Annotated in this window: 25 protein-coding genes and 1 riboswitch; of the genes, 8 read left to right on the top strand and 17 right to left on the bottom strand. The window is 63.0% G+C overall.

The window, feature by feature from the left end:
• Positions 1-198: helix-turn-helix domain-containing protein (locus ACTHLA_RS11570; protein WP_440189101.1), on the bottom strand; the 198-nt coding region annotated here is incomplete at its 3' end.
• A gap of 101 nt (positions 199-299) precedes the next feature.
• On the opposite strand from ACTHLA_RS11570, the gene ACTHLA_RS11575 reads away from it, so the two are divergent.
• The 7 genes from ACTHLA_RS11575 (at position 300) to ACTHLA_RS11605 (ending at position 7518) form a co-directional block, all read left to right on the top strand.
• A complete protein-coding gene (locus ACTHLA_RS11575) occupies positions 300-1067 on the top strand; it encodes a class I SAM-dependent methyltransferase (RefSeq protein WP_440189104.1) in 768 nt (255 codons plus the stop codon).
• Positions 1068-1171: 104 nt separating this feature from the next.
• Complete coding sequence (gene smc, locus ACTHLA_RS11580; protein WP_440189107.1) at positions 1172-4645, top strand: chromosome segregation protein SMC; 3474 nt, start codon at positions 1172-1174, stop codon at positions 4643-4645.
• A 210-nt stretch (positions 4646-4855) separates the two neighbouring features.
• Positions 4856-5152, top strand: coding sequence for an AtpZ/AtpI family protein (locus tag ACTHLA_RS11585; RefSeq protein WP_440189110.1), 297 nt, complete (start codon positions 4856-4858; stop codon positions 5150-5152).
• Positions 5153-5245: 93 nt separating this feature from the next.
• The gene (locus ACTHLA_RS11590; RefSeq protein WP_440189113.1) at positions 5246-6007 is read left to right on the top strand and encodes a F0F1 ATP synthase subunit A; all 762 of its coding nucleotides are present in this window, start codon (positions 5246-5248) and stop codon (positions 6005-6007) included.
• 39 nt (positions 6008-6046) lie between these two features.
• On the top strand, positions 6047-6292 hold the full coding sequence (locus ACTHLA_RS11595; RefSeq protein ID WP_440189116.1) for a F0F1 ATP synthase subunit C: 246 nt from the start codon (positions 6047-6049) through the stop codon (positions 6290-6292).
• A 61-nt stretch (positions 6293-6353) separates the two neighbouring features.
• Positions 6354-7022 carry a F0F1 ATP synthase subunit B family protein gene (locus ACTHLA_RS11600; RefSeq protein ID WP_440189119.1) on the top strand — a complete coding sequence of 223 codons (669 nt, stop codon included), beginning with the start codon at positions 6354-6356 and terminating at the stop codon, positions 7020-7022.
• Positions 7023-7026: 4 nt separating this feature from the next.
• Positions 7027-7518, top strand: a complete 492-nt coding sequence (locus tag ACTHLA_RS11605; protein ID WP_440189122.1) for a F0F1 ATP synthase subunit B family protein — start codon at positions 7027-7029, stop codon at positions 7516-7518.
• A gap of 307 nt (positions 7519-7825) precedes the next feature.
• Here ACTHLA_RS11605 and ACTHLA_RS11610 read toward each other — a convergent pair whose 3' ends face one another.
• The 10 genes from ACTHLA_RS11610 to ACTHLA_RS11655 all read right to left on the bottom strand — a co-directional run bounded on the left by ACTHLA_RS11610 (position 7826) and on the right by ACTHLA_RS11655 (position 17448).
• Entirely contained in the window at positions 7826-8332 is a 507-nt protein-coding gene (locus ACTHLA_RS11610) for a hypothetical protein (protein WP_440189125.1), read from the bottom strand.
• Between the two features lie 120 nt (positions 8333-8452).
• On the bottom strand, positions 8453-8866 hold the full coding sequence (locus tag ACTHLA_RS11615; RefSeq protein WP_440189128.1) for a hypothetical protein: 414 nt from the start codon (positions 8864-8866) through the stop codon (positions 8453-8455).
• A 95-nt stretch (positions 8867-8961) separates the two neighbouring features.
• Positions 8962-10506, bottom strand: coding sequence for an aminomethyl-transferring glycine dehydrogenase subunit GcvPB (gene gcvPB, locus ACTHLA_RS11620; protein WP_440189172.1), 1545 nt, complete (start codon positions 10504-10506; stop codon positions 8962-8964).
• A gap of 11 nt (positions 10507-10517) precedes the next feature.
• Entirely contained in the window at positions 10518-11858 is a 1341-nt protein-coding gene (gene gcvPA / locus ACTHLA_RS11625) for an aminomethyl-transferring glycine dehydrogenase subunit GcvPA (protein ID WP_440189131.1), read from the bottom strand.
• 21 nt (positions 11859-11879) lie between these two features.
• On the bottom strand, positions 11880-12245 hold the full coding sequence (gcvH, locus tag ACTHLA_RS11630; protein WP_440189134.1) for a glycine cleavage system protein GcvH: 366 nt from the start codon (positions 12243-12245) through the stop codon (positions 11880-11882).
• 15 nt (positions 12246-12260) lie between these two features.
• A complete protein-coding gene (gene gcvT, locus ACTHLA_RS11635) occupies positions 12261-13388 on the bottom strand; it encodes a glycine cleavage system aminomethyltransferase GcvT (RefSeq protein ID WP_440189137.1) in 1128 nt (375 codons plus the stop codon).
• A gap of 104 nt (positions 13389-13492) precedes the next feature.
• Positions 13493-13582: riboswitch (glycine riboswitch) on the bottom strand.
• A gap of 71 nt (positions 13583-13653) precedes the next feature.
• The gene (locus tag ACTHLA_RS11640; protein WP_440189140.1) at positions 13654-14103 is read right to left on the bottom strand and encodes a hypothetical protein; all 450 of its coding nucleotides are present in this window, start codon (positions 14101-14103) and stop codon (positions 13654-13656) included.
• The gene (locus ACTHLA_RS11645) at positions 14096-14827 is read right to left on the bottom strand and encodes an NYN domain-containing protein (protein WP_440189143.1); all 732 of its coding nucleotides are present in this window, start codon (positions 14825-14827) and stop codon (positions 14096-14098) included. Before ACTHLA_RS11645 ends, ACTHLA_RS11640 begins: the two co-directional genes overlap by 8 nt.
• 78 nt (positions 14828-14905) lie before the next feature.
• The gene (argS, locus tag ACTHLA_RS11650; RefSeq protein ID WP_440189146.1) at positions 14906-16693 is read right to left on the bottom strand and encodes an arginine--tRNA ligase; all 1788 of its coding nucleotides are present in this window, start codon (positions 16691-16693) and stop codon (positions 14906-14908) included.
• 74 nt (positions 16694-16767) lie between these two features.
• Positions 16768-17448: a Tat pathway signal sequence domain protein gene (locus tag ACTHLA_RS11655; protein WP_440189149.1), complete on the bottom strand. Its 681-nt coding sequence runs from the start codon at positions 17446-17448 to the stop codon at positions 16768-16770.
• 177 nt (positions 17449-17625) lie between these two features.
• Between ACTHLA_RS11655 and ispH the strand changes: the two genes are divergently transcribed.
• Positions 17626-18567 carry a 4-hydroxy-3-methylbut-2-enyl diphosphate reductase gene (ispH, locus tag ACTHLA_RS11660; RefSeq protein WP_440189152.1) on the top strand — a complete coding sequence of 314 codons (942 nt, stop codon included), beginning with the start codon at positions 17626-17628 and terminating at the stop codon, positions 18565-18567.
• 3 nt (positions 18568-18570) lie between these two features.
• Here ispH and ACTHLA_RS11665 read toward each other — a convergent pair whose 3' ends face one another.
• The 6 genes from ACTHLA_RS11665 to ACTHLA_RS11690 form a co-directional block, all read right to left on the bottom strand.
• Complete coding sequence (locus tag ACTHLA_RS11665; protein ID WP_440189155.1) at positions 18571-19254, bottom strand: hypothetical protein; 684 nt, start codon at positions 19252-19254, stop codon at positions 18571-18573.
• A 130-nt stretch (positions 19255-19384) separates the two neighbouring features.
• The gene (locus tag ACTHLA_RS11670) at positions 19385-22408 is read right to left on the bottom strand and encodes a transcriptional regulator (RefSeq protein ID WP_440189158.1); all 3024 of its coding nucleotides are present in this window, start codon (positions 22406-22408) and stop codon (positions 19385-19387) included.
• A gap of 106 nt (positions 22409-22514) precedes the next feature.
• Positions 22515-23345 carry a flagellin gene (locus tag ACTHLA_RS11675; RefSeq protein ID WP_440189161.1) on the bottom strand — a complete coding sequence of 277 codons (831 nt, stop codon included), beginning with the start codon at positions 23343-23345 and terminating at the stop codon, positions 22515-22517.
• A 152-nt stretch (positions 23346-23497) separates the two neighbouring features.
• Entirely contained in the window at positions 23498-23848 is a 351-nt protein-coding gene (locus tag ACTHLA_RS11680; protein WP_440189163.1) for a flagellar protein FlaG, read from the bottom strand.
• 90 nt (positions 23849-23938) lie between these two features.
• Positions 23939-24769 carry a flagellin gene (locus tag ACTHLA_RS11685; protein ID WP_440189166.1) on the bottom strand — a complete coding sequence of 277 codons (831 nt, stop codon included), beginning with the start codon at positions 24767-24769 and terminating at the stop codon, positions 23939-23941.
• A gap of 283 nt (positions 24770-25052) precedes the next feature.
• Positions 25053-25883, bottom strand: coding sequence for a flagellin (locus tag ACTHLA_RS11690; RefSeq protein ID WP_440189169.1), 831 nt, complete (start codon positions 25881-25883; stop codon positions 25053-25055).
• Between the last annotated feature and the right edge of the window lie 100 nt (positions 25884-25983).

Raw genomic sequence — 25983 nt, forward strand, 5'->3', positions numbered from 1 at the left:
AACGCCTGTCGTGCGCCCCTGCTCGATCCAGGTCAGCCAGGTCGGACTGATGTGACAGAGGGCGGCGGCCTCCTCGCGACGTAACCCCTTGGCGCGACGGCGGCGGCCCGTCGGCAGGCCGCACGCTTCGGGCGTCAGGCGTTCGCGCGCAGCGCGCACAAAAGCGGCGAGAGATTCGGCATTGGCGACGTGCGGCATGACAGCTCCTGAGGTGTTGCATCTTATACCACTATAAACTCCAGCCTTACACCACCTTAAAATGCATCTAGTCTCAACAGCGTCACAAAGGAGATACCCCCATGTCCGACCACGCCGACGCCGTTCAGGCCCAGTTCGATCCGCAGGCCGCCGCTTACTTAAACAGCCGCGTCCACGCCGAGGGCGCCGATCTGAAGCGCGTCGCCGAACTGATCGCCGCCGCTATTCCGGCGGACAAGGGCAAGGCGCTTGATCTCGGCTGCGGCGCGGGCCATCTGGCCTATAAGCTGGCGCCGCATCTGCGTCGGACCGTGGCGTGCGATCCCTCACCCGCCATGCTTGCCACGGTGGCCGAAACCGCGCGCGAACGCGGCCTGAACATCGAGACGCAGCAGGCGCGCGCCGACGCCCTGCCCTTCGATGACGGCGAATTCTGCGTCGCCGCATCGCGCTATTCGGCGCACCACTGGCAAGGACTGGAAGCCGCCGTGAGGGAGATGCGCCGTGTGGTCAAAACCGGCGGCTATCTGCTGATAATCGACGTGCTGGGCCATGAGGACGATCTGGTTGATACTCATATGCAGACCATCGAACTGCTGCGCGACCGCTCGCATCGTCGCAATCTCAAGGCGTCGCAGTGGCGTCAGGTGATCGCCGCCTCCGGCTTCAACATGATCGAGGAGGCGTCATGGCCGCTGCCGCTGGTCTTTGACGCCTGGGTGACGCGGATGCGCACGCCGCCCTTACGCGTCGATGCGATCCGGGCCGTGCTGGACGAAGCCCCGGCGGAGGTCCGCGACGCGCTGCATGTGCAGCCGGACCACGGCTTCACCCTGCGCACCGGTCTGTTCTGGGCGAAGGCCGTGTAATCTGGCATCCACAGGAATCGCCGGGGCGCGCGCAAAGTTTCTTGACGCGGGCGCGCATGCTATGAGTGTTAAAGAATCGTTTAACCTTCGGCCCCGGCCCTTCCTTGCAGTTTCAGAAGATCAAGCTTTCAGGCTTCAAGTCCTTTGTCGATGCGAGCGAATTTCGCATCGATCCGGGCCTGACCGGCATTGTCGGGCCGAACGGCTGCGGCAAGTCGAACCTGCTGGAAGCGTTGCGTTGGGTGATGGGCGCGACCTCGGCCAAGGCGATGCGCGGCGCCGGTATGGACGATGTCATCTTCGCCGGATCGGACAAGCGCCCGTCACGCAACTGGGCCGAGGTGACGCTGACCATCGACAATGCCGACCGGCTGGCGCCCCAGCCCTTCACCGACCAGCCGGTGCTGGAGGTGGCGCGCCGCATCGACCGCGGCGCGGGGTCCAGCTATCGCATCAATGGCAAGGAGGTGCGCGCGCGCGACGTGCAGCTTCTGTTCGCCGACGCCAGCACAGGCGCCAACTCGCCCGCCCTCGTGCGGCAGGGGCAGATTTCCGAGCTGATCGCCGCCAAGCCGCAGAACCGCCGCCGCGTACTGGAAGAAGCGGGCGGCGTGTCGGGCCTGCACACCCGCCGCCACGAAGCCGAACTGCGCCTGTCCGCCGCCGAAACCAATCTGTCGCGCCTCGACGACATTGCCCGCGAACTCGATTCGGCGCTGTCGCGGCTGAAACGCGAAGCGCGGCAGGCGGACAAGTACAAGAAGATTTCCGCCGAAATCCGCGCCCTGCAAAAGGCGATCCTGCACGCCAAATGGCTGGAGGTGCGCAGCCTGCTCGAAGGCGCCGTGCGCGACATGCAGGATCAGTCGGCCCGCGTCGAGGCTGCGACCCGCACCGCCGCTATTGCGCAGACCTTGGCGCTGAAAGCCGCCGAGGCCATCCCGCCGCTGCGCGAGGAAGACGCCGTCGCCGCCACGGTCATGCACCGGCTCAATATCGAAAAAGAGCGGCTGGACCTTGAAGAAAAGCAGGCGGCCAGCGAGATCGAGCGCCTGAAGGCCGAGACGCGCCGCCTGCAGGACGATCACCAGCGTGAGCTGGACCTCGCCGCTGACGGCGCGCAGCAGGTCGAACGCCTGCAGGCTGCGCTGGCGCGCGTGCGCGACGAGATCAGGGCCGCGCCGTCGCGCGAGCCGGAGCTGAAGGCCGCCGTGGACGCCGCCGAGGCGCGCCGGGCCGAAGCCGCCGCCGCAATTGAGGCCCTCGCCGCCGAGCAGGCCGCCCTGATCGAACGGCAACGCCTTGAGGCCGCTCGCCTGCAGGAAGCGAAGACCCGCTTCGAGCGCGTGACGACGCACCTCCAGCAGGCGAAAGCCGACCGCGCGGCGCTGGGCGAGTTCGATTATGGCGCTCTGGAACGCCTCAAGGCGCAGACCCTTGACGCGCAAACCGCGCTCGACGCGGCGCGCAAGGCCGCCGAGAAGCTCGACCACGACCGCCCCGCCCTCGTCAATGCCGAAGCGCAGGCGCGCAAAGGCGCGCGCGATCTTGAGGACCAGTTGGGCCGTCTGACCGCCGAGGCGCGCGGCCTGAGCCAGATCCTGACCGGCGCCCGCAAAGAGGGCGTTCCGGTGCTGGATCTGGTGCGCCCGGACAAGGGATATGAACTGGCGCTGGCGGCGGCGCTCGGCGATGACCTTAATTTAAGCCTGTCGAAACGTGCGGGCGCGGCGGCGTTGGCCTTCTGGAGCGAGGATTTCGCCTCGAACGCCGCGCAGATCGACCTCAAGACGCTCGGCGTCACGCCCTTAAGCGATCATGTGCGCGCCCCCGCGGCCTTGGCCTTGCGCCTGTCCACCATCGGCGTAGTCGCGGCGGCGGACGGCGAACGTATGCAGGCGCGGCTGCCGGTCGGGGCGCGTCTGGTGTCGCCGGAGGGCGATCTATGGCGCTGGGACGGGCTGATTGTACGCGCCAGGGCGCCCAAGCCCGCCGCCGTCCGGCTGGCGCAACGCACCCGACTGGATGAACTGGAAAACGAGATCGACGCGCTGAAACCGAAGCTGGCGGAGGCGCAAAACGCTCAGACGGCGGCGGCGGACGCGCAGAAGCGGCACGAGGACGCGCTGCGACAGGCGCGCGGCAAGGTTCCCGATCTGGAGCGGCAGGCGCGCATGGCCTCGCTGGCGGCCGAGGAGCGCCTGCGCGCCCAGACCCAGTTCGAGGCGCGCGTCGAAAGCCTTGACGCCGCCCTCGCCCGCCTGAGCGGCGATCATGCCGAAGCCGAAGCCGCTTTCCGCGCCGTCGAGGCCGCAGGGTCGGCGGCGCCCGACGCCGCCGCCATGCAGGCCGCGATGAGCGCCGCCCGCGCCGAAGCCGAGACCCATCGTCAGGCGGTCATGACGGCGCGCGCCCTGCTGGATCAGGATGCGCGCGACCGCGCCGCCCGCGAAGGCCGCGAGCGCAACTTCACCCGCGAATTGTCCGACTGGACTCGGCGGACGGGCGATTCCGCCGCGCGCCTCAACAAGCTGCATAAGGATCAGGAACAGGCGCGCGCCGCCCTGGAGGCCGCGCAGGCCGCGCCGCATCAGTTTGAGTCCAAGCGCCTGACCCTAGTCGATTCGCTGGCCACCGCCGAAAAGCGGTTGAACGAGGCCCGCGACGCGCTGAACGCCGCCGAAGCCGCGCGCCGCGACGCTGATATCGATGTGCGCGCCCGCGAACAGGAAGCGTCCGCCGCACGCGAGGAACGCGCCGGGGCGCAGGCGCGGCTGGAGGCGATCCAGCAGCGCGCGCAGGACATCGAAGCCGTGATTCTCGACCAGACCGGCGGGACGCCCGACGATCTGGGCAAGCGGCTCAAGGAAGAAGCCATCGCCACCCCATCCGACGCCTCCGGGGCCGAGGCGCTTTTGTCCGGTCTTGAAAAGGAGCGCGATCAGTTGGGCGCGGTCAATCTGCGCGCCGAGGAGGAGGCCAGCGAATATGAAGGGCGGTTGGAGACCCTGTCGAAGGAGCGCGCCGACCTGATCACCGCCATCGCCAAGCTGCGCGCCGGGATCGACGAACTGAACGCCGAAGGGCGCGAGCGCCTGCTGGCCGCGTTCGAGGTGATCAATGACCATTTCAAGACCCTGTTCGTCACCCTGTTCGGCGGCGGTTCGGCGGAACTACGGCTGGTCGAATCAGACGATCCGCTGGAGGCGGGTCTGGAAATCTTCGCCTGTCCGCCGGGTAAGCGCCTCTCGACCATGAGCCTGATGTCGGGCGGCGAACAGGCCCTGACCGCCACGGCGCTGATCTTCGGCGTGTTCCTGGCCAATCCGGCGCCCGTCTGCGTGCTGGACGAAGTGGACGCGCCGCTCGACGACGCCAATGTCGATCGTTACTGCCGCCTGCTGGCCGAGATGCGCGAGCGCACCCGCACCCGCTTCATCGCCATCACCCACAATCCGGTCACCATGTCGCGCATGGACCGCTTGTTCGGCGTCACCATGGCCGAACGCGGCGTCTCGCAACTGGTCAGCGTCGATCTGTCGCAAGCCGAGGCGCTTGTGGCCGAGGACGTGGCTTAAATCCCGCTGCGCGTTTAGACTGTTATAAACTTGCAGAACAACGCTGTGCAAAAACCTTATGACAGCGCTGTTTTTATTTTATTTTCAGCTTATTCCGGGGGGCGTTGTTTTTGGTCCATCCTATTGCTTGACCTTTGCATGTCTCTTGAGTAGGTTCCGCGCCGTTCGAGGCCGGAACAACGTCGTTGTTCCGTCTGTTGGGTGCTGAACGTGACAGAAGACCCCCAAGACGATCCTACGGATGCGCAAAAGCTGAAGGATCTGGATCAGAGGCTGAACGCCATCGCGGCGCGCGAGCGCGGCGAAAAGTCCGATATGGCCGCCGAGGTTGGCGCCAACAAGGGCTATCAGGCGCTGGGCGAGCTGGTGGGCGGCATTCTGGGCGGTCTGGGGCTGGGCTGGCTCAGCGATCATTATCTCCACACGCGACCGTGGGGCATGATCGTCGGGGCGATCCTCGGCATGGTGGCGGCAGTCTATACGATCGTCAAAACCAGCCAGAAATAAGGCGTCCGGCGGATTTCTCGCCTGCGATTCGATTATGTATGGCGGTCCGCCGATCCCGACGGGCCGTTCTTGTTAAGAGGTTGATTGAGGCTGATGGCCGATCCGTTACACCAGTTCCAAATCGAGACCGTCGTCCCCGGCCCGGCCTTCGACGTCGGCGGTCTGCACATCGACCTCTCGATCACCAATTCGGTTCTGGCCATGCTGATCGCGGTCGGGCTGAGCCTCCTGTTCTTCACCCTGTCCACCGCCCGCGCCAGCATCATTCCGGGCCGCATGCAGGTGATGGCCGAAGGAGTCTTCGGGCTGGTCGATGACCTGACCGAATCGATCATCGGCCACGACGGACGCCAGTTCTTCCCATACGTCTTTACCCTGTTCCTGTTCATCCTGAGCTGTAACCTGCTCGGCATGTTCACCTACTTTACGGCGACATCACAGGTCGCGGTCACCCTGACCCTGGCGGCCATGACCATCCTGCTGGTGATCGGCGTTGGCCTGATCCGTCATGGCCTCGGCTTTTTCAAGATGTTCCTACCGTCGGGCGTGCCCTGGTATCTGGCCTGGCTGATCATCATCATCGAGGTCATCTCCTTCCTGGTGCGCCCGGTGACGCTCTGCCTGCGTCTGTTCGGCAACATGGTCGGCGGTCACATCGTCATGAAGGTCTTCGCCGGCTTCATCATCGCCCTGGCGGCGCTGGGCATCGGCGGCTGGATCGGCGGCCTGTTGTCGCTCAGCACCATCGTGGCGCTCACCACCCTCGAATTCCTGGTCGCGTATCTGCAAGCCTTCGTGTTTGCGGTGCTGGCCTGCGTCTATCTCAGTGACGTGGTCAATATCGGCCACCACTAGTCTCTTTTTAAAATCAAGACCCTCACGGAGCTAAATCCTATGGACCTTCAATCCGCTCAAGCCATTGCCCACGGCCTGCAATTCATCGGCGCGGGCCTCGCCACGCTCGGCATGATCGGCGCCGGTATCGGCCTCGGCATCCTGTTCGGCAACTACTATGTCGGCGCCCTGCGCAACCCGTCGGCGGCCAAGACCCAGCAGACCAACCTGTTCATCGGTATGGCGCTGACCGAAGCTCTCGGCATCTTCTCATTCGTTATCGCGCTGCTGGTTCTGTTCTCCTAAGCACGAAATCGCCGGTTGGGACGGTCTCCATCCGTCCCATTACGGCGCCTGAGGATATTTTATGACCACCGCAACCTCACCTGAGGCTATATCCGCCGCCAGCGACAGCGCATCCTTCTCGGCTGCGCCCAGCGTGACGACGGTGGCGACCCTGGTTCCGGGTTCCGGCGCGGCTTCGGTTTCGGCCATGCCCGCCTCCGCTGCGGCGTCCGCCACGGCGAGCACGGAGCATCCGGCCAAGGACGAAGGCGGCCTGCCGCAGCTTCGCACTGAATACTGGCCTGGCCAGATCGTCTGGCTGCTGGTGATCTTCGCCGTCTTCTTCCTCCTGATAGACCGCGTCTTCGCCCCGCGTCTGCGCAAGGTGATCGATACGCGCGGTTCGACCATCGCCGAAGACCTGGCCAATGCCCGCGCCAATCGCGACGAGGCTGAGGCGCAGGCGCGCGAGGCCGCTGCCGAAATGGCCGAGGCCCACGCCGCCGCGCGCCGTCTGGCCGCGGAATCGACGGCGCGCTCCAATGCCGAAATCGCCGCCGCTCAGGCCGCCGAAGACACCAAGCTGGGTCAGCGCCTGACCGAAGCCGAGAACCGCATCCGCGCCGCCCGCGACGAGGCCATGAGCCATGTTGCGGAGATCGCCAGCGACACCGCTTCGGAACTGGTGGCCAAGCTGACCGGCAAGGCGCCGACGGCGGCTTCGCTCAAATCGGCTCTGGCCAAGGGATAAGATCATGGACATGATGCAAGAACCCGAATTCTGGGTCCGCCTCGCCCTCGTGATCTTTTTTGTGATCCTGGTCGTGGCCAAAGTTCCCGGTTCGCTGTGGAAGACGCTGGGCGACAAAGGGGAGGCCGTGCGCGCTGAACTCGATGAGGCCGTGCGCATCCGTCAAGAAGCCACCGACCTGCTCAATTCGATCAAGGCCCAGCGTCTTGAAACTGAAAAGAAGGCGCGTGAACTGATCGCGCTGGCCGAAGAAGAGGCCCAGCGTCTCGCTAAAGAAGCGCACGAGAAGCTGGAAGCCAGCATCAAGCGTCGCGAGGAACTGGCGGAGCGTAAGATCGCTCAGGCCGAGGCCCGCGCCGCCGCCGACGTCAAGGCCGCCGCCGCCGATCTGGCCGCGCAGGTCGCCGAAACCGTCCTGGCGGAACGTCTGGCCAAGGCTAAGACCGATCCGCTGGTGGATAAGGCCATCGGCCAACTGGAAGGCCGCTTCAACTAAGCGCTTCTCGTTCGCGACACAATCAAGCCCGGCCTCGTCAGAGCGCCGGGCTTTTTCGCGCGCGGCGCGCTCCTATCCGTCAAGCCTCTTCGGCGATAGCGGCACCTAACCTCCACCGCTTAAACCTGTCGCAGACGATTGTTTTTGTTCCACAGATGAACATAGATGTTCAGGGTTCTCTCACGCTACCGCTATCGGCGGAACCGGTTATCGACAGCCGCATTCGTGCTTTTTCGCGTCTTTCGTGGACAAAAATAAAGCCCCAGCGGTAAACCGAAGGGGCTTTAATCTTAAATTGTCGAAGCGCTTAGATCGGGCGGGCGCGGCGGGTGAAGCGGCGGCGGATGCCGACCAGCAGGCCGCGTCCGCGCAGGATAAAGCGTTCAATCTTCAGGGTCTGTTGCCAGAAAACCGATACAACCGGCGGATTACGACGCAGCAACTTGCGAACCGGCATGACCCAGTTGGGGTGGCGGCGCTTCAGATGCACGAACTGGCGACGCGCCCAGAAAGAATTGCCAAGCACCAGAATCAGGCCGAACACGATCAGGAAATAATGACCCGGAATGATGATCAGCACGAAGCCAGCGGCGATCAGCGCCAGGCCGAGCGCGATCATCACCCAGCCGAGCATTTTGCGGCTGAAGCGTTTGATCGCGCGTTTGGCAGCACGAATCTTGCAGCGGGTGCGGCTCACGGGCGCTCCCAACTCAACTGGCTGTACCGGCGCGAACGCGCCATGCTCACTGGACATGCTGAACAGTTCGGACGTCCTTGCGCGTCCCAAAAACTCTGAAATTTCGCACCGCACCATCACGGTCTCTCGCTCATATGGAGAGACATGATGGCATTGTAAAGGCTCAGCCTGAATACGAAGTGAAGATGGAGAAAATTTAATTCCCGTAAGGGCAGGTTCGTGAAGGCCTGCCTTGAATTACAAGGCTTTTTCTACGCCGACGTTAGAAACTGCAACAAAGGTTGAGAGTGTGACGACACGCGCGGGACGACGATGACGGACCAGATTGCGCAAATCGTGACGGCAGCGATACAGGCAACGGAATCGCTGCGGCACGAAACGGCGCTCAATACGCAGGCTGTGCAACCACAACAGCGACACGACGCGGGCGCCAGGACGCAGCAGGGCGCGCAGCGGCCTCATGACGCGCGGATATTTCTGCATCAGGCGCACGAACAGACGTTTGACCCAAACGGACCCGCGCAGGATCAGCACCAGACCGACCAGCATGATCGGCACGCCAAACGGCCCCGGCAAGGGCGTTACGACGGCGCCGAGCGCGATCAGGAACGCGCCCCCGACAGTCATCAACATTTTCGCCAGAACGGCCATATACGGCGTCTCCACATCCTTCTTTAAAGAATATGGCGCTGGCGCATAAAGAAACAAGGCGGCGAAACGCCGCCCTGCTCACTATGTCGCGTAAATCAATCCGTATAGGCCAGACGCGGCTGGCGCGCCGCCCGCGTCTCGTCAAGGCGCTTGGCCGGGGCCAGATAGGGCGCGCCCTTGAACCGCGCGGTATCGCCCGCCTTCGCCGCCTCGGCCAGGGCGCGCAACACCGCGATGAAGCGGTCCAGTTCGTCCTTCGATTCGGTCTCGGTCGGTTCGATCAGCATGGCGCCAGGCACGACCAGCGGGAAATACATGGTCATCGGGTGGAAGCCCTCGTCGATCATCGCCTTGGCGAAGTCGAGCGTGGTCACGCCGGTGTCCTTCAGCCATTCGTCATCGAACAGGGCTTCGTGCATGCACGGTCCGTCCGGGAAGGGCACGCTCATCAGGTCGCTGAGCGAGGCCTTGATATAGTTGGCGTTCAGCACCGCGTCCTCTGCGACCTGACGCAGGCCGTCCGATCCGTGACTGAGCATATAGGTCAGGGCGCGGATGAACATGCCCATCTGGCCGTGGAAGGCGCACATGCGGCCAAAATTCGCCGCGCTGGAGGCTTCGTCGTGCTCCAGCAGGTCAAAGCCTTCATCGGCGCTGACCACCCACGGCTTGGGCGCAAAGGCCGCCAGCGCCTCGGACAGCACCACCGGGCCCGCGCCCGGCCCGCCGCCGCCATGCGGGGTCGAGAAGGTCTTGTGCAGGTTGATGTGCATGGCGTCCACGCCCAGATCGCCCGGACGCACGCGCCCGACAATGGCGTTGAAGTTGGCGCCGTCGCAGTAGAAGTAGGCGCCCGCCGCGTGGGTGACGCGCGCGATCTCGATAATATCGCGCTCGAACAGGCCGCAGGTGTTCGGATTGGTGACCATGATGGCCGCCACGTCCGGCCCCAGCTTGGCCGACAGGTCCGCGACATCGACGCGGCCATCGTCGGTCTGGGCGACCTCCTTGACCGTATAGCCGACAAAGGCGGCGGTCGCCGGATTGGTGCCGTGCGCCGAGGTCGGGACCAGAACGATGCGACGATGCCCCTCGCCCTTCGCTTCGTGCGCGGCCTTGATGGCCAGCAGGCCGCACAGTTCGCCGTGCGCGCCGGCCTTGGGCGACAGGGCGACGGCGGGCATGCCGGTCAGGGTCTTGAGCCAGTGCGCCAGCAGGTCCATCAGGCCCAGCGCACCCTGCACGGTCGAGATCGGTTGCAGCGGGTGAATGTCGCCCAGGCCCGGCAGACGCGCCATCTTCTCGTTGAGGCGCGGATTGTGCTTCATGGTGCACGAACCGAGCGGATAGAGCGCCAGGTCGATGGCGTGGTTCTTCTGCGACAGGCGCACATAGTGGCGCATGGCTTCCGGCTCCGTCAGGCCGGGCAGGCCCAGATCGTCGCCGCGCAGCAGGCCGTCGAGATCAGTGGCGTCAATCTCCATATCGGCGAAATCGACGCCGGTGCGCGTATAGTCGTCCTTTTCGAAGATCAGCTTTTCGGCCTGCAACAGGCCGCGACCGCCGGTCAGGGTCTTGAACGAAGTGGTTTCGATATCGAAGTCCGGTGTGGTGGGACGTCCTGTACTGTTCATTTTCAAAGAGTCCTGGCTCATTGGGCGATCTCCTTGAGCGCGGCGACAAGGGCGGTCATGTCGGCGTCCGATACGGTTTCGGTAACGGCCAGGATCAGGTGGTTCTCAAAGCCCGGTTCGTTTTGCAGGCGCGCGAACGGTACGCCGCCGAGGATGTTTTTCGCGGCCAGGGCCTCAACCACGGGCGTGGCGGCAACCGGCAGCTTCACCGTGAACTCATTGAAGAAGCGCGGCGTGACGATCGCGAAACCGGCGTCGGCCAACTGGTCCTTCAGTTTATGCGCCCTGGCGTAGTTGAGCTTCGCCACGCGCTTCAGACCCGTCTCGCCCAGAAGGCTCATATGGATCGAGAAGGCCAGCGCGCACAGGCCGGAATTGGTGCAGATGTTCGAGGTCGCCTTGTCGCGGCGGAGATGCTGCTCGCGCGTCGAAAGCGTCAGCACGAAGCCGCGCTCGCCATCGGCGTCCACCGTCTCGCCGCACAGGCGGCCCGGCATCTGGCGCAGATATTTTTCCTTCGCCGCGAACAGGCCGACATAGGGGCCGCCGAACGACAAGGGCACGCCGATCGACTGGCCTTCGACCGCCACCACGTCCGCGCCCATCTCGCCGGGCGATTTCAAGAGGCCCAGCGACATGGCTTCGGTGACCACGACGATGAGCAAGGCGCCTGCGGCCTGCGCGGCCTCGGCGATCTTCGTCACATCGGTCGCCGTGCCGAAGACATTGGGCGTCTGGACCACAACGCAGGCCGTATCGGCGTCGATGTGCTTCAGCACCTCGGCCTCGTCATCGACGGCGACGGCGCAGGCTTCGGTCGCGATACCGACCGCATGCGCCAGGGTTTCAACCGTCTCGCGATAGTGCGGATGCAGGCCGCCCGACAGCACGGCCTTGCCACGCCGCGTCACCCGCGTCGCCATCAGCACGCCTTCGGCGGCGGCGGTCGAGCCGTCATAGAGCGAGGCGTTCGCCACCGGCATACCTGTGAGCCGCGCCACCTGCGACTGGAATTCGAACAGCACCTGCAAGGTTCCCTGCGCGATTTCCGGTTGGTAGGGCGTATAGCTGGTCAGGAATTCCGAACGCTGGATGATGTGATCGACCGTAGCCGGGATGTGGTGGCGATAGGCGCCCGCGCCGACGAAGAAGGGCGCTTTCGATGGCGACAGGTTCTGCGCCGCAAAGGCGTTCAGTTGCGCCTCGACCTCCATCTCGCCCGCCACCTTCGGCAGGTCCACGGGGCCGTCGCGGCGCGCGCCTTGCGGCACGTCCACGAACAGGGCGTCGATATCGGGGACGCCGATCTTATCCAGCATCACGGCGCGGTCATGCGCGCTCAGCGGCAGGTATCGCATACGGGGACTCTCAGAACAGGATTACAGGGTTTCCAGATAGGCGTCGTAGGCGGCCTGATCCATCAGCCCGTCCAGTTCGGCATAGTCGGCCAGCTTGATGCGGGCGATCCAGCCGCCGGCTTCCGGCACGGCGTTGATGGTTTCCGGCGCATTTGGCAGGTCCGTATTGACCTCGACCACCTCGCCCGACACCGGCGCATAGACGTCCGACGCGGCCTTGACGCTTTCGACCACGGCGAAGGCGTCGCCCTGTTTCAGCGTCTTGCCGACTTCGGGGACTTCGACGCACACGACATCGCCCAGGGCCTGGGCGGCGTACAGCGAGATGCCGACAAAGGCGAGATCGCCCTCGACGCGCACCCATTCATGGTCCTTGGTGAATTTCATATCTGGCCCCTTTGCTCAGGCTTTCGGTTTGCGGTGATAGCCGTTCGGCACGAACGGCAGGCTGACGATTTCAGCGGCGTAAGGCTTGCCGCGCACTTCCAGTTTCAGGGCGGTACCGACGGCGGAAAAGGCGGGCGGCACATAGCCCATGGCGATGGAATAGCCGAGGCTGGGCGACGGCCCGCCGGAGGTGACGATTCCCAGTTCAGCGCCGTCCGCGCTCAGGATTTTCGCGCCTTCGCGGGCGGGCGGGCCTTCCAGAACGCGGATGGCGACGCGGATGCGGCTGAGATCACCGGCCTTCTGCGCGCGGATACGGTCGATGCCTTTGATATCGCCGCGCTCCAGACGCGACTTCTGCATGGCGAAGCCGAGATTGGCCTCGACCAGCGTGTAGCCAGCGTCCATCTCATGTCCGTACAGCGGCATACCGGCTTCGAGGCGAAGCGAGTCGCGCGCGCCAAGGCCGATCGGCTTGACCTGCGCATAGCTCAGAAGGCGGTCCCACAGCTCGCCGACATGTTCGGCCGGGAAGCTGATCTCGAAGCCGTCCTCGCCGGTATAGCCGGTGCGCGAGATAAAGGCCGTCTCGCCCAGAAGCTCGAACGCGCCGCAATCCATGAAATACATCTGCGCCGCGCCGGGGCAGAGATCGGCCATGACCTCCTTGGCCTTCGGGCCTTGCAGAGCCAAAAGGGCGCGATCGGACAGCACCTCGAACTCGACATCCGGGCCGCTTTCATCGTCAGCTATGGCCTCGGCGATAATGTCGAAATCCTGCTCCTTGCAGGCGGCGTTGACGACCAGGAAAAAGCCTTCGGCCTGCGGGCGCGACACCATCCAGTCGTCGAGGATCCCGCCTTCGTCATTGAGCAGCAGCGAATATTTCTGCTTGCCTTGCGCCAGCGTCGCGAAATCGGTCGGGGTCAGGCTTTCGAGCAGCGCAAGCGCCCCCTCGCCGTTCAGCCGCGCCTGCCCCATGTGCGAGACGTCGAACAGACCCGCCTCGGTGCGGGTCCATTTGTGCTCGGCCAGCACGCCCTCATATTGCACGGGCATATTGTAACCGGCGAATGGGACCATGCGCGCGCCAAGCGCGACGTGACGGTCTTCCAGCGGCGTGGATTTCAAAGGTTCAGACATGACGGCTCGCAGTCGGTTTCAACGATCTGCCCCCGCTGTCCCTGGGCCTGAGAGATTTACTCCGTCGGCGGACGTGGCGGCGCCACGACTCTTTCCAGCGTTTTATCTGGGCTGCGGTCCATTTGCCTGAGCGTTTCCGGGGCGGTTGCGCCTTCGGCGGCGCGAAGACTCGCGCACTCTCCCGCAGCTTGCTTTCGCTTCTGCGGCAGCGCCGTGAAAGAGTCAAGCGGGCCCTGAAAATATGCTCAGGAGCGCGGCGACGGCGTCAGCCCCGCCCTTGTAACCAGTGAGTCAGCCACCATGCGGCCAGCCCCAGCAGGCCAAGGATCAGCGCGACCAGCACCAGCATAACGCTGAGACTGGCGATCTTCTGGCCGAAGCCGACCTCTTCCCAGCTATAGGCGTCGTCCGGCCAGGTCTTGGTGCGGATCACCTCTTTCAATTCCGCGATGGTGAAGTCGCGATAGACCAGGCACTTGTCCGGCCACAGCCACCAGAAGGGCGATGTCGCCTGCTCGACCGGCGGACGCACGCCGTAGGACCGCATCAACGACTGGATGTCGTCGAGATAGAAGCCGATCTGATGATCGCAACCCAGATCTCTGACCACCCAGGCCGCGTCGCCCAGTGCGCGGAAGCGCGTCAGCCCTTCCGGCGTCGCATGCTGATGGCGCTCAATCAGCGCATACAATCTCTGTTCGAACGTCTCAGCCATTGTTGACAACCAGACGTAGGCCCCAGCGCTGCACAACGGTCGGCGGCGCATAGACATCAGGACGCGCGACCCTGTCCGCCTTGCGCAGGAAACGCGCCTTGTACTTCGCCATTTCCGGCAGCAGCGACGCCTCTATATGCGCCATCTCGATCTCGATACAGGCGTCGGCCAGCCGTTCGATATGGCGGTTGTGATAGCGTCCCGGCGGCGTGACCAGCACCAGTTTCTTCTTAGGGAAGCGCTGTTTGAGATAGCGCGCCGTCGCCGCATGGTCGCCATCCGCCGTCACCAGATAGCAGACATCGAACAGATCGTCCTCGGCGTCGGCGGCGATTGACAGGGCCAGATTGACATCGCCCTGCTTTTCGACGCTCAACTGCCAGCTATGGCCACAGGCGTTGCAATGGTCCATGCCATGCACGAAATGCCCCATGCGGCAGATCACGCCCTGCCCTTCCAGCGCCTTCATATAGTCCTCATGGCGCTTCAGCTTCGCCTTCTGCGCCGGACGGAAGGCCGAACACCAGACAACGCGCTTCACCGCTTCGCCCTTCGGCGCCAGGGCGCGCGACAGAGCCTTGAGGTTCAGCCATTTCAGATAGGGGCGCTTATAGGCGTCGATGGCGTGATAGAGGTTGAAGCCGTCATAATAGAAGGCGGCGCGCGGACGCGAAAACGGCCATCGCCAGCCGCCCCTGTCTCCGCTTGCCACGCCTTTCGACATTCCGCCGCCCCGCCAAAACCCTTAAAGAACAGTTAAGCGCAGGAACGCTGTTTTGTCAGCAGATTTTCGCGCGCGGCGTCACATCTGCTCCGGCGCCGACAGGCCCAGCAGGTCCAGACCCAGTTCCAACTGGCGCAGGGTCAGCGACACCAGAGCGAGGCGCGAACCCTTTAGCGCCGTATCCTCGCCCGCCAGCACCGGACAGGCGGCATAGAATTTCGAGAAGCCCTGAGCCAGCCTGTAAACATGGTCGGCCAGCAGGTTCGGCGCGCGCTTGGCGTAGGTCTCGCGCAAGGCGAAGTCGAAGGCGTCGAGCAGAAGCACCAGTTCGCGCTCGGCGGGCTCGGCGACGGCGATGTCGCCCTCGAACACCTGCTGCTCGCGCGCCTTGCGCAGGATCGATTTCATGCGCACCGCCTGATAGAGCAGGTACGGCCCGGTCTTGCCCTCCAAGCTGGTGAAGCGATCGAGGTCGAAAATATAGTTGGTCGTGCGGTGATTGCTGAGTTCGGCAAATTTCAGCGCCGCCACGGCGACCTTGTGCGCGGTATCGGCGAATTCGGCCTCGGACAGCCCCTCGCCCAGCCCGGCCTCGTGCAGACGCTCGGTGGCCTTGGCGATGGCCTGGCCCAGCAATTCGTGCAGTTTCAGCGTGCCGCCGTCGCGCGTCTTGAACGGCGTGCCGTCCGGCCCGTTGACCGTGCCGTTGGCGGCGTGCTCCAGCTCACCCTCGTTGGCGTAACCGGCCAGGTAAGCGGCGCGGAACACCTGCTCGAAATGTCCGGCCTGACGCTGATCGACGACGTAAAGCGCCAGATCGGGGCCGAATTCCTTTTTGCGCTGCACGATGGTGGCGAGGTCGGTCGTGCCGTACATGGCCGAGCCTTCGGACGAGACGACCAGCAGCGGCGGTATCTCCTTTTTGTCGTCCTCGCGCGCCACACGGACGATCTGCGCGCCCTGATCGGGAACCAGCAGGCCCTTCTCTTTAAGATCGTCGATCATCGGCTCGATATAGGGGTCGGCGTCGGATTCACCGTTCCACAGATCGAAGGTGACGCCAAGCGCCGCATAGTCGCGTTCCAGCGCCTCGCGCGATACGGTCACAAAATGCCGCCACAGGGCGCGATAGCCGCGCCGTCCGGCCTGAAGGTCTTTCGTCGCCTTGCGCGCACGGTCGCGATAATCGGCGTCCGCCTTGCCCCTGGCCGAAGCCATCGGATAGAGGCGGCCCAGATCGTCGAGGCTGACCGGCGGCGCGACGGGGTAGTCGCCCGCATAGTCCGCATCGAAATAGGGCAGATAGGGCTGCTCTTCCGACAGGGCCACGATCAGCAGCCCCATCTGATAGCCCCAGTCGCCGAAATGCGCGTCGCCCACCACCGTGTCGCCCATAAAGCGGAAAACGCGCTTCAGGCTTTCGCCGATCACAGCCGTGCGCAGATGGCCAATGTGCATTTCCTTGGCGACGTTCGGGCCGCCGAAGTCGATGATCACCTTGCGCGCATTCGCCACGACAGGCGCGCCCAGACGTTCATCGACGCGCAGGGCGTTGGCGCGCTGGCTCAAGGCCGTTTCGGACAGGATGAAGTTCAAAAAGCCAGGCCCAGCGATGTCCGCAGCTTTCAACCGTGCATCCTCGGCGACATGCGCCAATATGCGTCCGGCGACCTCACGCGGATTGGCCTTGGCCTGTTTCGCCACCATCAGAGCGCCGTTGCACTGGAAATCGGCCAGGTCCGGGCGATCCGACGGATTGACGCGGCCCGCCGCCGCATCGAAGCCTTCGGCGGCGAAGGCGCGCGCGGTCAGTTCGGTGAGCTGATGGCGAAAATCGTGAGAATCGGCGAAGGCGTCTTTGGACATGGACTTGCTTACGGCAGGAGGAAAGTCCCGCCGTCATAAGCATCCCATCCATCCATGACAAGGAAAAAGCGGTCTTACTGACCCGCGTTGTCGGCCTTCTTCTCGTCGTCGCTGACATAGCGGAAATGCTTGCCCTGACGGTTGAAGTCGGCCATTTGCGGCGTCACGTCGAAGCCGACCAGCACTTCGAAATTGGCGCCCGAAACCGTGATGTCGGCGCGCGGAATCTCGATGTCCTCGATACGGGTGTTGACGTCCTGCGCCTGCTGACCATCGGAGAAGGTCACCGGCAGGTCGAATTCCTTTTTGGCCAGCACGGTCTTGTCGCGCTCGGTGACCGCCACCCAGTAATGATAAATCTTGTCGTGGCTTTCCGCCTTGGGGCCGCGCCCCAGCGAGAAGGAAATGTCCATACCGACGTGAATCGGCTCCGTGCCCTGATAGGCGCAGTCGGAGTTGACGCCGTTGATCTGGCCGGTCCATTTGGCCATGTCGGTGGCTTCCTTATTGTCCTGGAACTCTTCGTAACGCGCAGCGTCGTAGAGCACCTTGACATAGGGGCACGGACCTTCAGCCTTGACCTTCTTCAGGCGCAGATTGGTGTTGCCCCATTCCTTGTCCTTCTTGTCGCGCTCGGCGGCCTTGTCGGCGTCGCTTTGATTATCCTGCTGGGCGTGCGCCAGCGAAATGGCGGTGGCGTTAACGAGCAGACCGAGGCAGACCCCCGCCAGAATACGACGCATGACAACCGACATAGGTAAGACGACCCCTGAATCCGTGAAGAAGGCCCGCAACGCGGCGCACCCATTGGCAGGATGTGTAGCGTGGCGGCGCGGCTTTTCAAAGGGTTTTATGGATCAGTTGCGGCCAAAGTGCGGCGCATCCGTGTCGCCCACTGGCGCAAAGCCGACAAAGCGATTATGTCAGGCGGCATGAGCAAGCCCGCCCTCAAAGTCCTTCTCGCTACGCCGCGCGGTTTCTGCGCCGGGGTTGACCGCGCCATCCAGATCGTCGAACGCGCGCTGGAGCGCTATGGCGCGCCGGTCTATGTCCGCCACGAGATCGTGCATAACAAACACGTCGTCGATCGCCTCAAAGGCATGGGCGCGGTGTTCGTCAAAGAACTGGATCAGTGCCCGCCCGACCGCCCCGTGGTGTTTTCGGCGCACGGCGTGCCCAAATCCGTGCCCGCCGCCGCCGAGGCGCGCGCCATGTTCTATCTCGACGCCACCTGCCCTCTCGTCTCCAAGGTGCATGTCGAAGCTGAGCGCCATTATGATGAAGGCCGCGAGATCATTCTGATCGGCCATGCCGGGCACCCCGAGGTCATCGGAACTATGGGCCAGTTGCCACCAGGCGCGGTGAAACTGATCGAAACCGAGGATCAGGCGCGCACCTTTACACCGGAAAATCCCGATAATCTCGCTTTCGTCACCCAGACCACCCTGTCGGTCGACGATACGGCGGGCATTGTCGCGGTGCTGAAAGAACGCTTCCCGACGATCCGGCTGCCGCACAAAGAAGACATCTGCTACGCCACCACCAACCGGCAGGACGCCGTCAAGGCGGTCAGCGCTGACTGCGATCTGGTGCTGGTGATTGGCTCGGCCAAATCGTCCAATTCGCAGCGTCTGGTCGAGGTGGCCTTACGCGCCGGGGCGAAGGCCGCCTATCTGGTCGATGACGCCGGTCATGTCGATTGGTCATGGTTCGAGGGCGTGACGACGCTCGGCGTCTCTGCGGGCGCTTCGGCGCCGGAAAACCTGATAGAAGACCTGGTCGCGGCGGTAGCGGCGCGCTTCGACGCCGAGGTGACCGAAAATTCCGGCGTACGCGAAACTGTCACCTTCAAATTGCCGAAGGCCGTGGCGTAAGACTTACCGCACCATCGGCACCGAGCAGCCCTGGCCCTGATCGACCAGCGGACGGAAATTGGTGTTATCGTCCGATTGCTCAACGCGGTGCGGCACCAAACGCAAGGTCTTGCCGCCCCAGCGACCGTAGGAGGCCTGCCCCGGCGAGACGCAACGCCCGTCATAGAGCAGCACCGCGCACTGGCCGAGCGTTATATTATCGGCCAGGCGGTTCCAGCTATTGGAGTTATAGCGCAGGCAGGCCGCGACAGGCGCCGATGCCGGAACCGGCCCTGTCTGCGGCACGACTTCGCCGCCATTGGTCTGCGGCTGCGGCTCTTGCGGCGTGGCGCTGGCCGGAGCGCCTGGCACCGGGGTCAGCGAACCGGTCGGTGCGGCGGTCATATTACCCGCATCGTCCTGACCGACATCGAGCGCCTGCGCGGCGACGCCGTTCTTCTTGGCGCAGTCGGCCAGGGTCAGATCGCCGACATAGGCGCCGTTGACATAGCAACGCAAAGGCTTCTTGGGATCAAAGGTCGGCTTGGGATCGCTGACATTAAAGGTCAGGCCGGTCGGCTGATCGTTCATCGGCTTATCGTTCTTATGCCCGGACGACAGGCTTACCGCCAGAGCTACGCCGATCGCCAGCGCCGCCACGGCGCCGCCCGCCAGCCACAACCAGCGCTTATCGGTCTGCATCGCCATCGGCATTCCCCCTTTTCGGCGCTTGTGCGCGCAACAGGCAACAATTCGGTCGCGATCATAGCAGAGCCTCGCGCAAGACCAAGCCGGAAAGCGTTAACGCCCCATAGCCGCGCGTCATGACGAAAACATGTCAGAGGCCGAAAAGGCCCGTACTGGATGCCGGGGCGCCGCCGCTCAGGCGGTTGAGCGCCGCCTGATAGTTGGAGATCTGGTTAGTCAGATAGGTCGGCACGGCGCCGCCAGTCTTCCCGTGCTTGCTCTTGTCGGCCTCCTGCGGATCGCCGTATTTCAGATAGGTGTAGGCGCGCTGCACGCTTTTCATCACCGCCTGTAGATTATCGAGCGCCTTCTGGATATTGGCGTCGGAATTGAGGTTCAGACTGGCGTCGAAATTCAGGCCGATCGGCTTCTGCGTCTTGAGATAATTGCTCGACGAGGCGTCGATCATTTTGGTCGCGTCATTACTGATCAGGCCGGGATCAATCCCCAGCCCTTTCAGCGCGTCCTTGCCCACCGGTCCGGCGGCGATTTCCATCTTGCTGTTATTATTGGCGGGCTTGATGACAAGCTGATCGGTCTGCTGGCCCAGCATCTTGCTGACATCGACCTTGAGCTTGTAGCCGGAGGCGCGCGTGATCTTGGTCGCCAGAGTCTTCAGCGTGTCATTGGCTTCGATGGTGATGGTCTTGCGCACATTGGTCGAGGGATCGACCAGATAGAACTGATCGCCCGTGCGCGCGCTGGTCCCGGAGATGACCAGGGTGGAATCCTTCTGCTGGATTGTCCCTTGCGGCAGGCCCAGCCGGTCCAGCACGCTGGCGCCATTCTGTACGATGGCGACCGCGCCCGGATTCACCTTGCCGTCCGTGCCCGTATAGCGTTGCTGATATTCGACCGCGCCGGTATCGAGATTGAGCCGCGCAATATAACCGTCCTGCGCCTTCTCGCCGGTGTCGATCCGCGCCATGCCGTTGATGTCGCCGTTCGAGGCGCCGGAAATCCACGCCTTGCCGCCTATGAACTGCACCTTGGCGTCAGCCTCCTTGCCGCCGCCGCCATAATAGGCGACCGTATCGTCGCCAGTGCTGGCGAGATCGGCGCTGACCTTGAGCGCGAAAGCGTCCTGTCCGCCCGACCAAGCGCGCGTTACGGCGCCGCCGCTGAGCAGATTGCCGTTGCCGGTCGAGCCGCCCAGATAGATGTCGCCATTTTCAATGGCGATGCCGTTGATCGCTCCGCCGCCAATGCCGCCCAGATCGCGGTTGCCGGTTTGCGTCGCGGCGTATTTGGTCAGCGGATTGCCCTTGGCGTCCGTCGTCTGATAGCTGCTCAACTGATACGAGGTCAGATTGACTTCGTTATCGTTGATGCCCGCCACATAAAGCGTATCGCCATCGACCGCCACCTGGGCGACCTTGTCGCTATTGGCCGTACCGGTCTGCACGGTGAATTTGGCGGCGCAGTCGGCGGTGAAGCCCATGACATAGCCGTCCCAGCCGCCCTTGCCGCTGGCGCCGGGCATACTCGATTGCGCCCGGCCGCCGACATAGACAGAGCCGTCGGCGCCGAAGGCCACCGAAGTCGCCTCGTCCGCCGCCGTCGCGCCGCGTCGCTGGGTCCACTGTTCAACGCCATTGGCGTCCAGGACCGTAACAAAACTGTCGCTGAGAGACCCGTCCACGCCATTCAGCCCGGTTTCGGTGGTCGAGGTATAGGTGACCGCCGTCTTGCCCGAACCATAGGTGGTCGTCTTGGTCGCCGCCGTCTCCAGCGCGCCGGTGACCGATCCTGCCACCGCCACCTTGCCGTCCGCCGAGACGGAAAGGGCGAACCCACTGGCCGTATCCGCCGCCCCGAGCGCCCGCGTATAGACCAGCTTGCCAGCAGAATCGTACTTCATCAGCGCAACATCCTGCGCGCCGCTGACGATTTGACCGTCCGTATCGCCGTTGACGTCCGCCAGCACATAGACCGAACCGTCGTTTCCCGACGCCGTAGCGCGCACATTGGTCACCGTATTCGGCAAGGCGGTCTGCCCCGCTTCGCCGCTGACCCAGTATTGCGCGCCAACCTTGGAGATCGGATCGGCGGGCGCGCTGGACGGATCGAGCGCGGCGCCAGCGGATGTATCGGTTTGAAATTTCAGCAGTTGCGACGTCACATCGGTGGTCTTGGCGGCGTCAGCGGATGTCGCGTCGGTCGTCGCGCTCGCATCCGTCTTTTTGGGTGTAATTTTTTTGTCCGGGTCGCCGGTGGTCTGAGCCACATAGACCGCATCGGCGGTCACCGGCGCGCTCAGGGTCAGGGTCTCGGTCGTCACGCCCTTGATCTGAAGACCGAAGGTGTCCTGACCTTTGGACAGCGTGACCGTTTTGCCGTTCAGCGTGCTGGTCACCGGCTGGGCCGGGGTGCGGTTAACCGCGAACTTGGTCGAAAGCCCCGCCGCTTTCAGCTTGTCATTGATGTAAGAGACGACGTTCGACATACTGCGCGTCTGGCTTCCCATCTCGGCCAGATCGATATTGACCACGATCGGATCATGCGTGCCGATCTTCTGCGCCGAGATCGAAAAGCGCACATCGCCCTCGAAGGCCTTGACCGCCGTGGTCGCGCTGCCCGAAGCGATCGAAGGCGCAGTGTAGAGCGTGTCGGTGCGCGCCGTGCCGCCGTCGCTTTTGACGCTGTCGCTGAGCAAACCAGCGCTGATGTCCAGGTGATCGTATTTGGCGGTGTCGATATAGTCGGCGACTTCCTTCATGCCGGTGGTAAAACGCGTCTTCAGCGCCGATAGAGCGAAGTCCGACAACTTGCCGTCCTTGGCCTTCTGCGCCAGCCCCTCCAAAGCGTTCAGCCCCTGATACAGGGTGAACAGCTTGGTGTAATCGGGCGAAGCGCCCACCACATCGGAAACAATCGCATTGGAATTGATAAAACGCTGACCGCTCAGCACCTTGCTGACCAGACCGCCCTCGTCCAGCATGCCGGAATTATCCGACCAGGGCGCGCGCGGTGCGGCGGCCATGCCGGTCGGAGAGGCCGTTTTACTCGCCCCGGCGGCGCTTCCGCCACCTGCGCCCGTGGCGCCGCCCGCCGCAGTCCCGCTATACTTGGCGTTGAAATAGCTGGTCAGCAGATTGGCGTCGAACGTAATCATGTCAGGCTGGAAACAATCCTGTCGGATACCGTGTGTCCGACTATGCCCGACTCAGCTTAACAAAGATTAATTGCAAGCCTGAAACAAACGCATTTTCAGCCTATAATTACTTGAACAGAGACAAAATCTGCTGCGGCGCCTGGTTGGCGATCGACAGGGCTTGAGTGCCGAGTTGTTGTTGCACCTGCAAGGCTTGCAATTGCGCGCTTTCCTTCGCCATGTCAGCGTCCACCAGATTACCGATGCCAGTCGTGATGGAGTCCTTGAGCTTGGACACAAACGACAGGTGGCCTTCGATCTGTTTGGCCTGCGATCCAAGAGCGCCGAGATTGGCGTTGAGATTGTCGATCGAGGTGTCGAGCTTGGTCAGCAGGCTGCTCGCCACCGTCGCCGAACTCAGCGAGGAGCCGGCGGTGAGCGTGATGATCGGACCGCCCAGAGCGATGGTGCGCACGCTCAGAGTGATGGTCGAATTGGCGTCGGAATTGGCGATGAACTGGATCGAGCTCGACATTGAGCCATCGATGATGTTGGCGCCGTTGAAGGTCGCGTTCTCAACAACGTGAGAAATTTGACTGAGGATCGACTTGAAATCGGAATTGAGCGCATTGCGCGAGGTCGTGTCGATCGAGGTGTCCATCGCCCCGACCACTTTTTCGCGCAACTGGTTCAGAAGGTCCGAAACCGAACTGCCCGCCGCCATCGACACATCGGCAATCGACGAGGCGCGGTTCAGGCTGTCCGTCACCGCGTCCAGGCCGTTCAGATCGGCGCGCTGTCCTTGCGCAATCGCATAGACAGAAGCATTGTCCTTGGCCGAGCTGACCTTCAGTCCCGTCGAGATGCGATTCTGCGACTCTTCGAGCTTCTTGTTGGTGCTCGTCAAATTCTGCAAGGCAATCATCGCCGAGGTGTTTGTATGCACACTAACGGTCATGGCCCGGAAACCTCCATATACGCCGACTCAGGCGAATCTTAAGGTTTATGGTAAGCAAAGTCTTAACGCGGGCAAACGACTTTTACCGCGCATTTATAAATGCACGGTGGATAAGCATACAAAACGCTACTGTTACGACAGGCCGAAAGGCTTTAAATATCTGTTTTTATGAAAGAACCCGCTTCATATTGCGCTGACCGCTTCATATCCAGCAATCCTTGACGCGGCATCTGACGCACGACTTCGCCGGTGTAACGGTCGATCGCCTTATAAACCCACTCGCCGGTTTGGGGATCCTTATCGATGGTGAGTCGCAAGGTGTAATATGGCGGCGTCCCCTGTTCGCGTTGCTTGTCCTGCCCCAGTTCGGACTTGTCGTCCTGCTTGGGCGACGACGCGGCGGCGGCGACGGCGGTTACGGCGGGCGGAACATCCGCAGACGGCTTGATCCCGGTTACGTCCGGTAGTTGCGGAAAGTTTACGACATTATTGATCATCTCCATGTCGCGCGCAGGATCTCTCCCGGACGCCCTCTATTGGGAAGCGAAAAGCCGCCGCCGACGTTAACCGGCGGCGGCCCTTCACGTCCGGGATTAGCGGAACAGGCTGAGAACAGTCGAAGTCGACTGGTTGGCGATGGAGAGAGCCTGGATGCCGAGCTGCTGCTTGGTTTGCAGAGCTTGCAGATTGGCGCTTTCCTTGGCCAGGTCGGCATCGACCAGATTGCCGATGCCAGCCGTGATCGAGTCCTGAAGCTTGCCCACGAAGTCCTGATGGGTCGAAACCGCCTTCGACGCCGTGCCGAGCTTGGCCAAGGCGGACGAGACGTTGTTGATCGACGTGTTCAGGGTCGAAACCAGGTTCGAGGCAGAGGTCGCCGTCGCGAAGGTCGCATTGGTGGCGACAGTCACGATCGAGCCGCTCAACGACAGGTTTTCACCCGCAATGGTCAGCTTGTTGGTGCCGTCCGAATTGGCCAGAGCCGTGATCGCCGACTTGCTGCCGTCAATCAGGTTAATGCCGTTGAAGGACGAGTTCTTGATCGTCGTCGTGATCTGGTCTCGCAACGAGTTGAAGTCCGTCTGCAGGGCCTTGCGGCTGGTGGTGTCCAGAGAAGTGTCGGACGCGGCGAGCGCCTTTTCCTTCATTTGGGTCAGCAGATCGGAAATCAACGACCCCGCCGAGGAGGCCACATCAATGGTCGAAGACGCGCGCGAAAGCGAGTCCTTGACGGCGTCGAGCGACGAAACGCTCGCGCGCTGGCTTTGAGCGATGGCCCAGGTGGCGCCGTCGTCCTTAGCGCTGCCTACCTTCAGGCCGGTGCTAATCCGGTCCCGAGCGACTTGCAGTTGGCTATTGGTGGAGTTGAGATTTTGCAGCGCAACCATGGCGCCGATATTGGTATTGATGCTATTCGCGGGCATCGGTCTAGTCCTTCTTCTAGATGAACCGGCGACATTTTGTCGGCCGGCGGCATTTTGCCTGCACTGCGCACTGCAAGCAGCAGGCCAAACCGGGATCACTGACGCGACGCGCTGCAAATTTCTGATTTTATTGGTATTAAATCGCCGTTAAGGACGCCTTTGCCAGGCAGTTTTTGCCGCCCCGGCAGACCAACTCGGCATTATCTGCCGCCTGGGGCAAATTTTACCCGGCGGACAGGCACGAAGAAAGCCGGGAGGGCGAGGCCCGTCCCGGCATAGAGGCTTACTTAAACAGGCTCAGCACCGATTGCGGCGCCTGATTGGCGATGGAGAGAGCCTGGATGCCCAATTGCTGCTTGGTTTGCAGCGACTGGAGCTTGGCGCTTTCCTTGGCCATATCGGCGTCAACCAGGTTGCCGATGCCCGCCGTGACCGAGTCCTGAAGATTGCCGATGAAGGTCTGATGCGCAGCCACCGCCTTGGAGGAGGTGCCCAACTTGGCCAGGGCCGCCGAAACCTGCGTGATCGACGTATCGAGCGTCGAAACCAGATTGCCAGCCGAGGTCGCCGTTGCGAAGGTCGTCGTCGTGGCCACCGTAACGATCCCGCCGCCCAGCATCAGGTTCTGCGCCGAGAACACCAGCGAATTGGTGCCGTCGGCATTGGCCAGAGCCTTGACGGAGGTCTTTGAGCCGTCCAGCAGGTTGATGCCGTTGAAGGACGCATTGTTCGCGGTCTTGGTGATCTGGTCACGCAGGGCCTCGAAATCGGTCTTAAGGGCGTTCCGACTGGTGGTGTCCAGCGACGTGTCCGAAGCTGCGAGCACTTTCTCCTTCATCTGGGTCAACAGGTCCGAGATGCTTTGACCCGCCGACATAGCCACGTCGATGGTCGAAGACGCCCGGTTCAGCGAGTCCTTGACGGCGTCGAGCGACTGCACAGTCGACCGCTGGCTTTGCGCGATCGCCCAGGTCGCTCCGTCGTCCTTGGCGCTGGCGACCTTGAGGCCGGTATTGATCCGGTTCTCGGTCTCCTGCAACTGACTGTTGGTCGCGTTAAGATTTTGCAGGGCGATCATTGCGCCCACGTTCGTGTTTACCGATCCGTTCAGCATCGGGTGTCCTTTCCATTCTGGTCGGGGAGATTGTCGCGGCTTTTGCCGCTCAGCCATTTTAGCCAGACCCGTCGCAGCAAGCCGAATGCCACGATGCGGC

The sequence above is a fragment of the Asticcacaulis sp. genome (assembly GCF_051956075.1).
Lineage (GTDB): Bacteria > Pseudomonadota > Alphaproteobacteria > Caulobacterales > Caulobacteraceae > Asticcacaulis.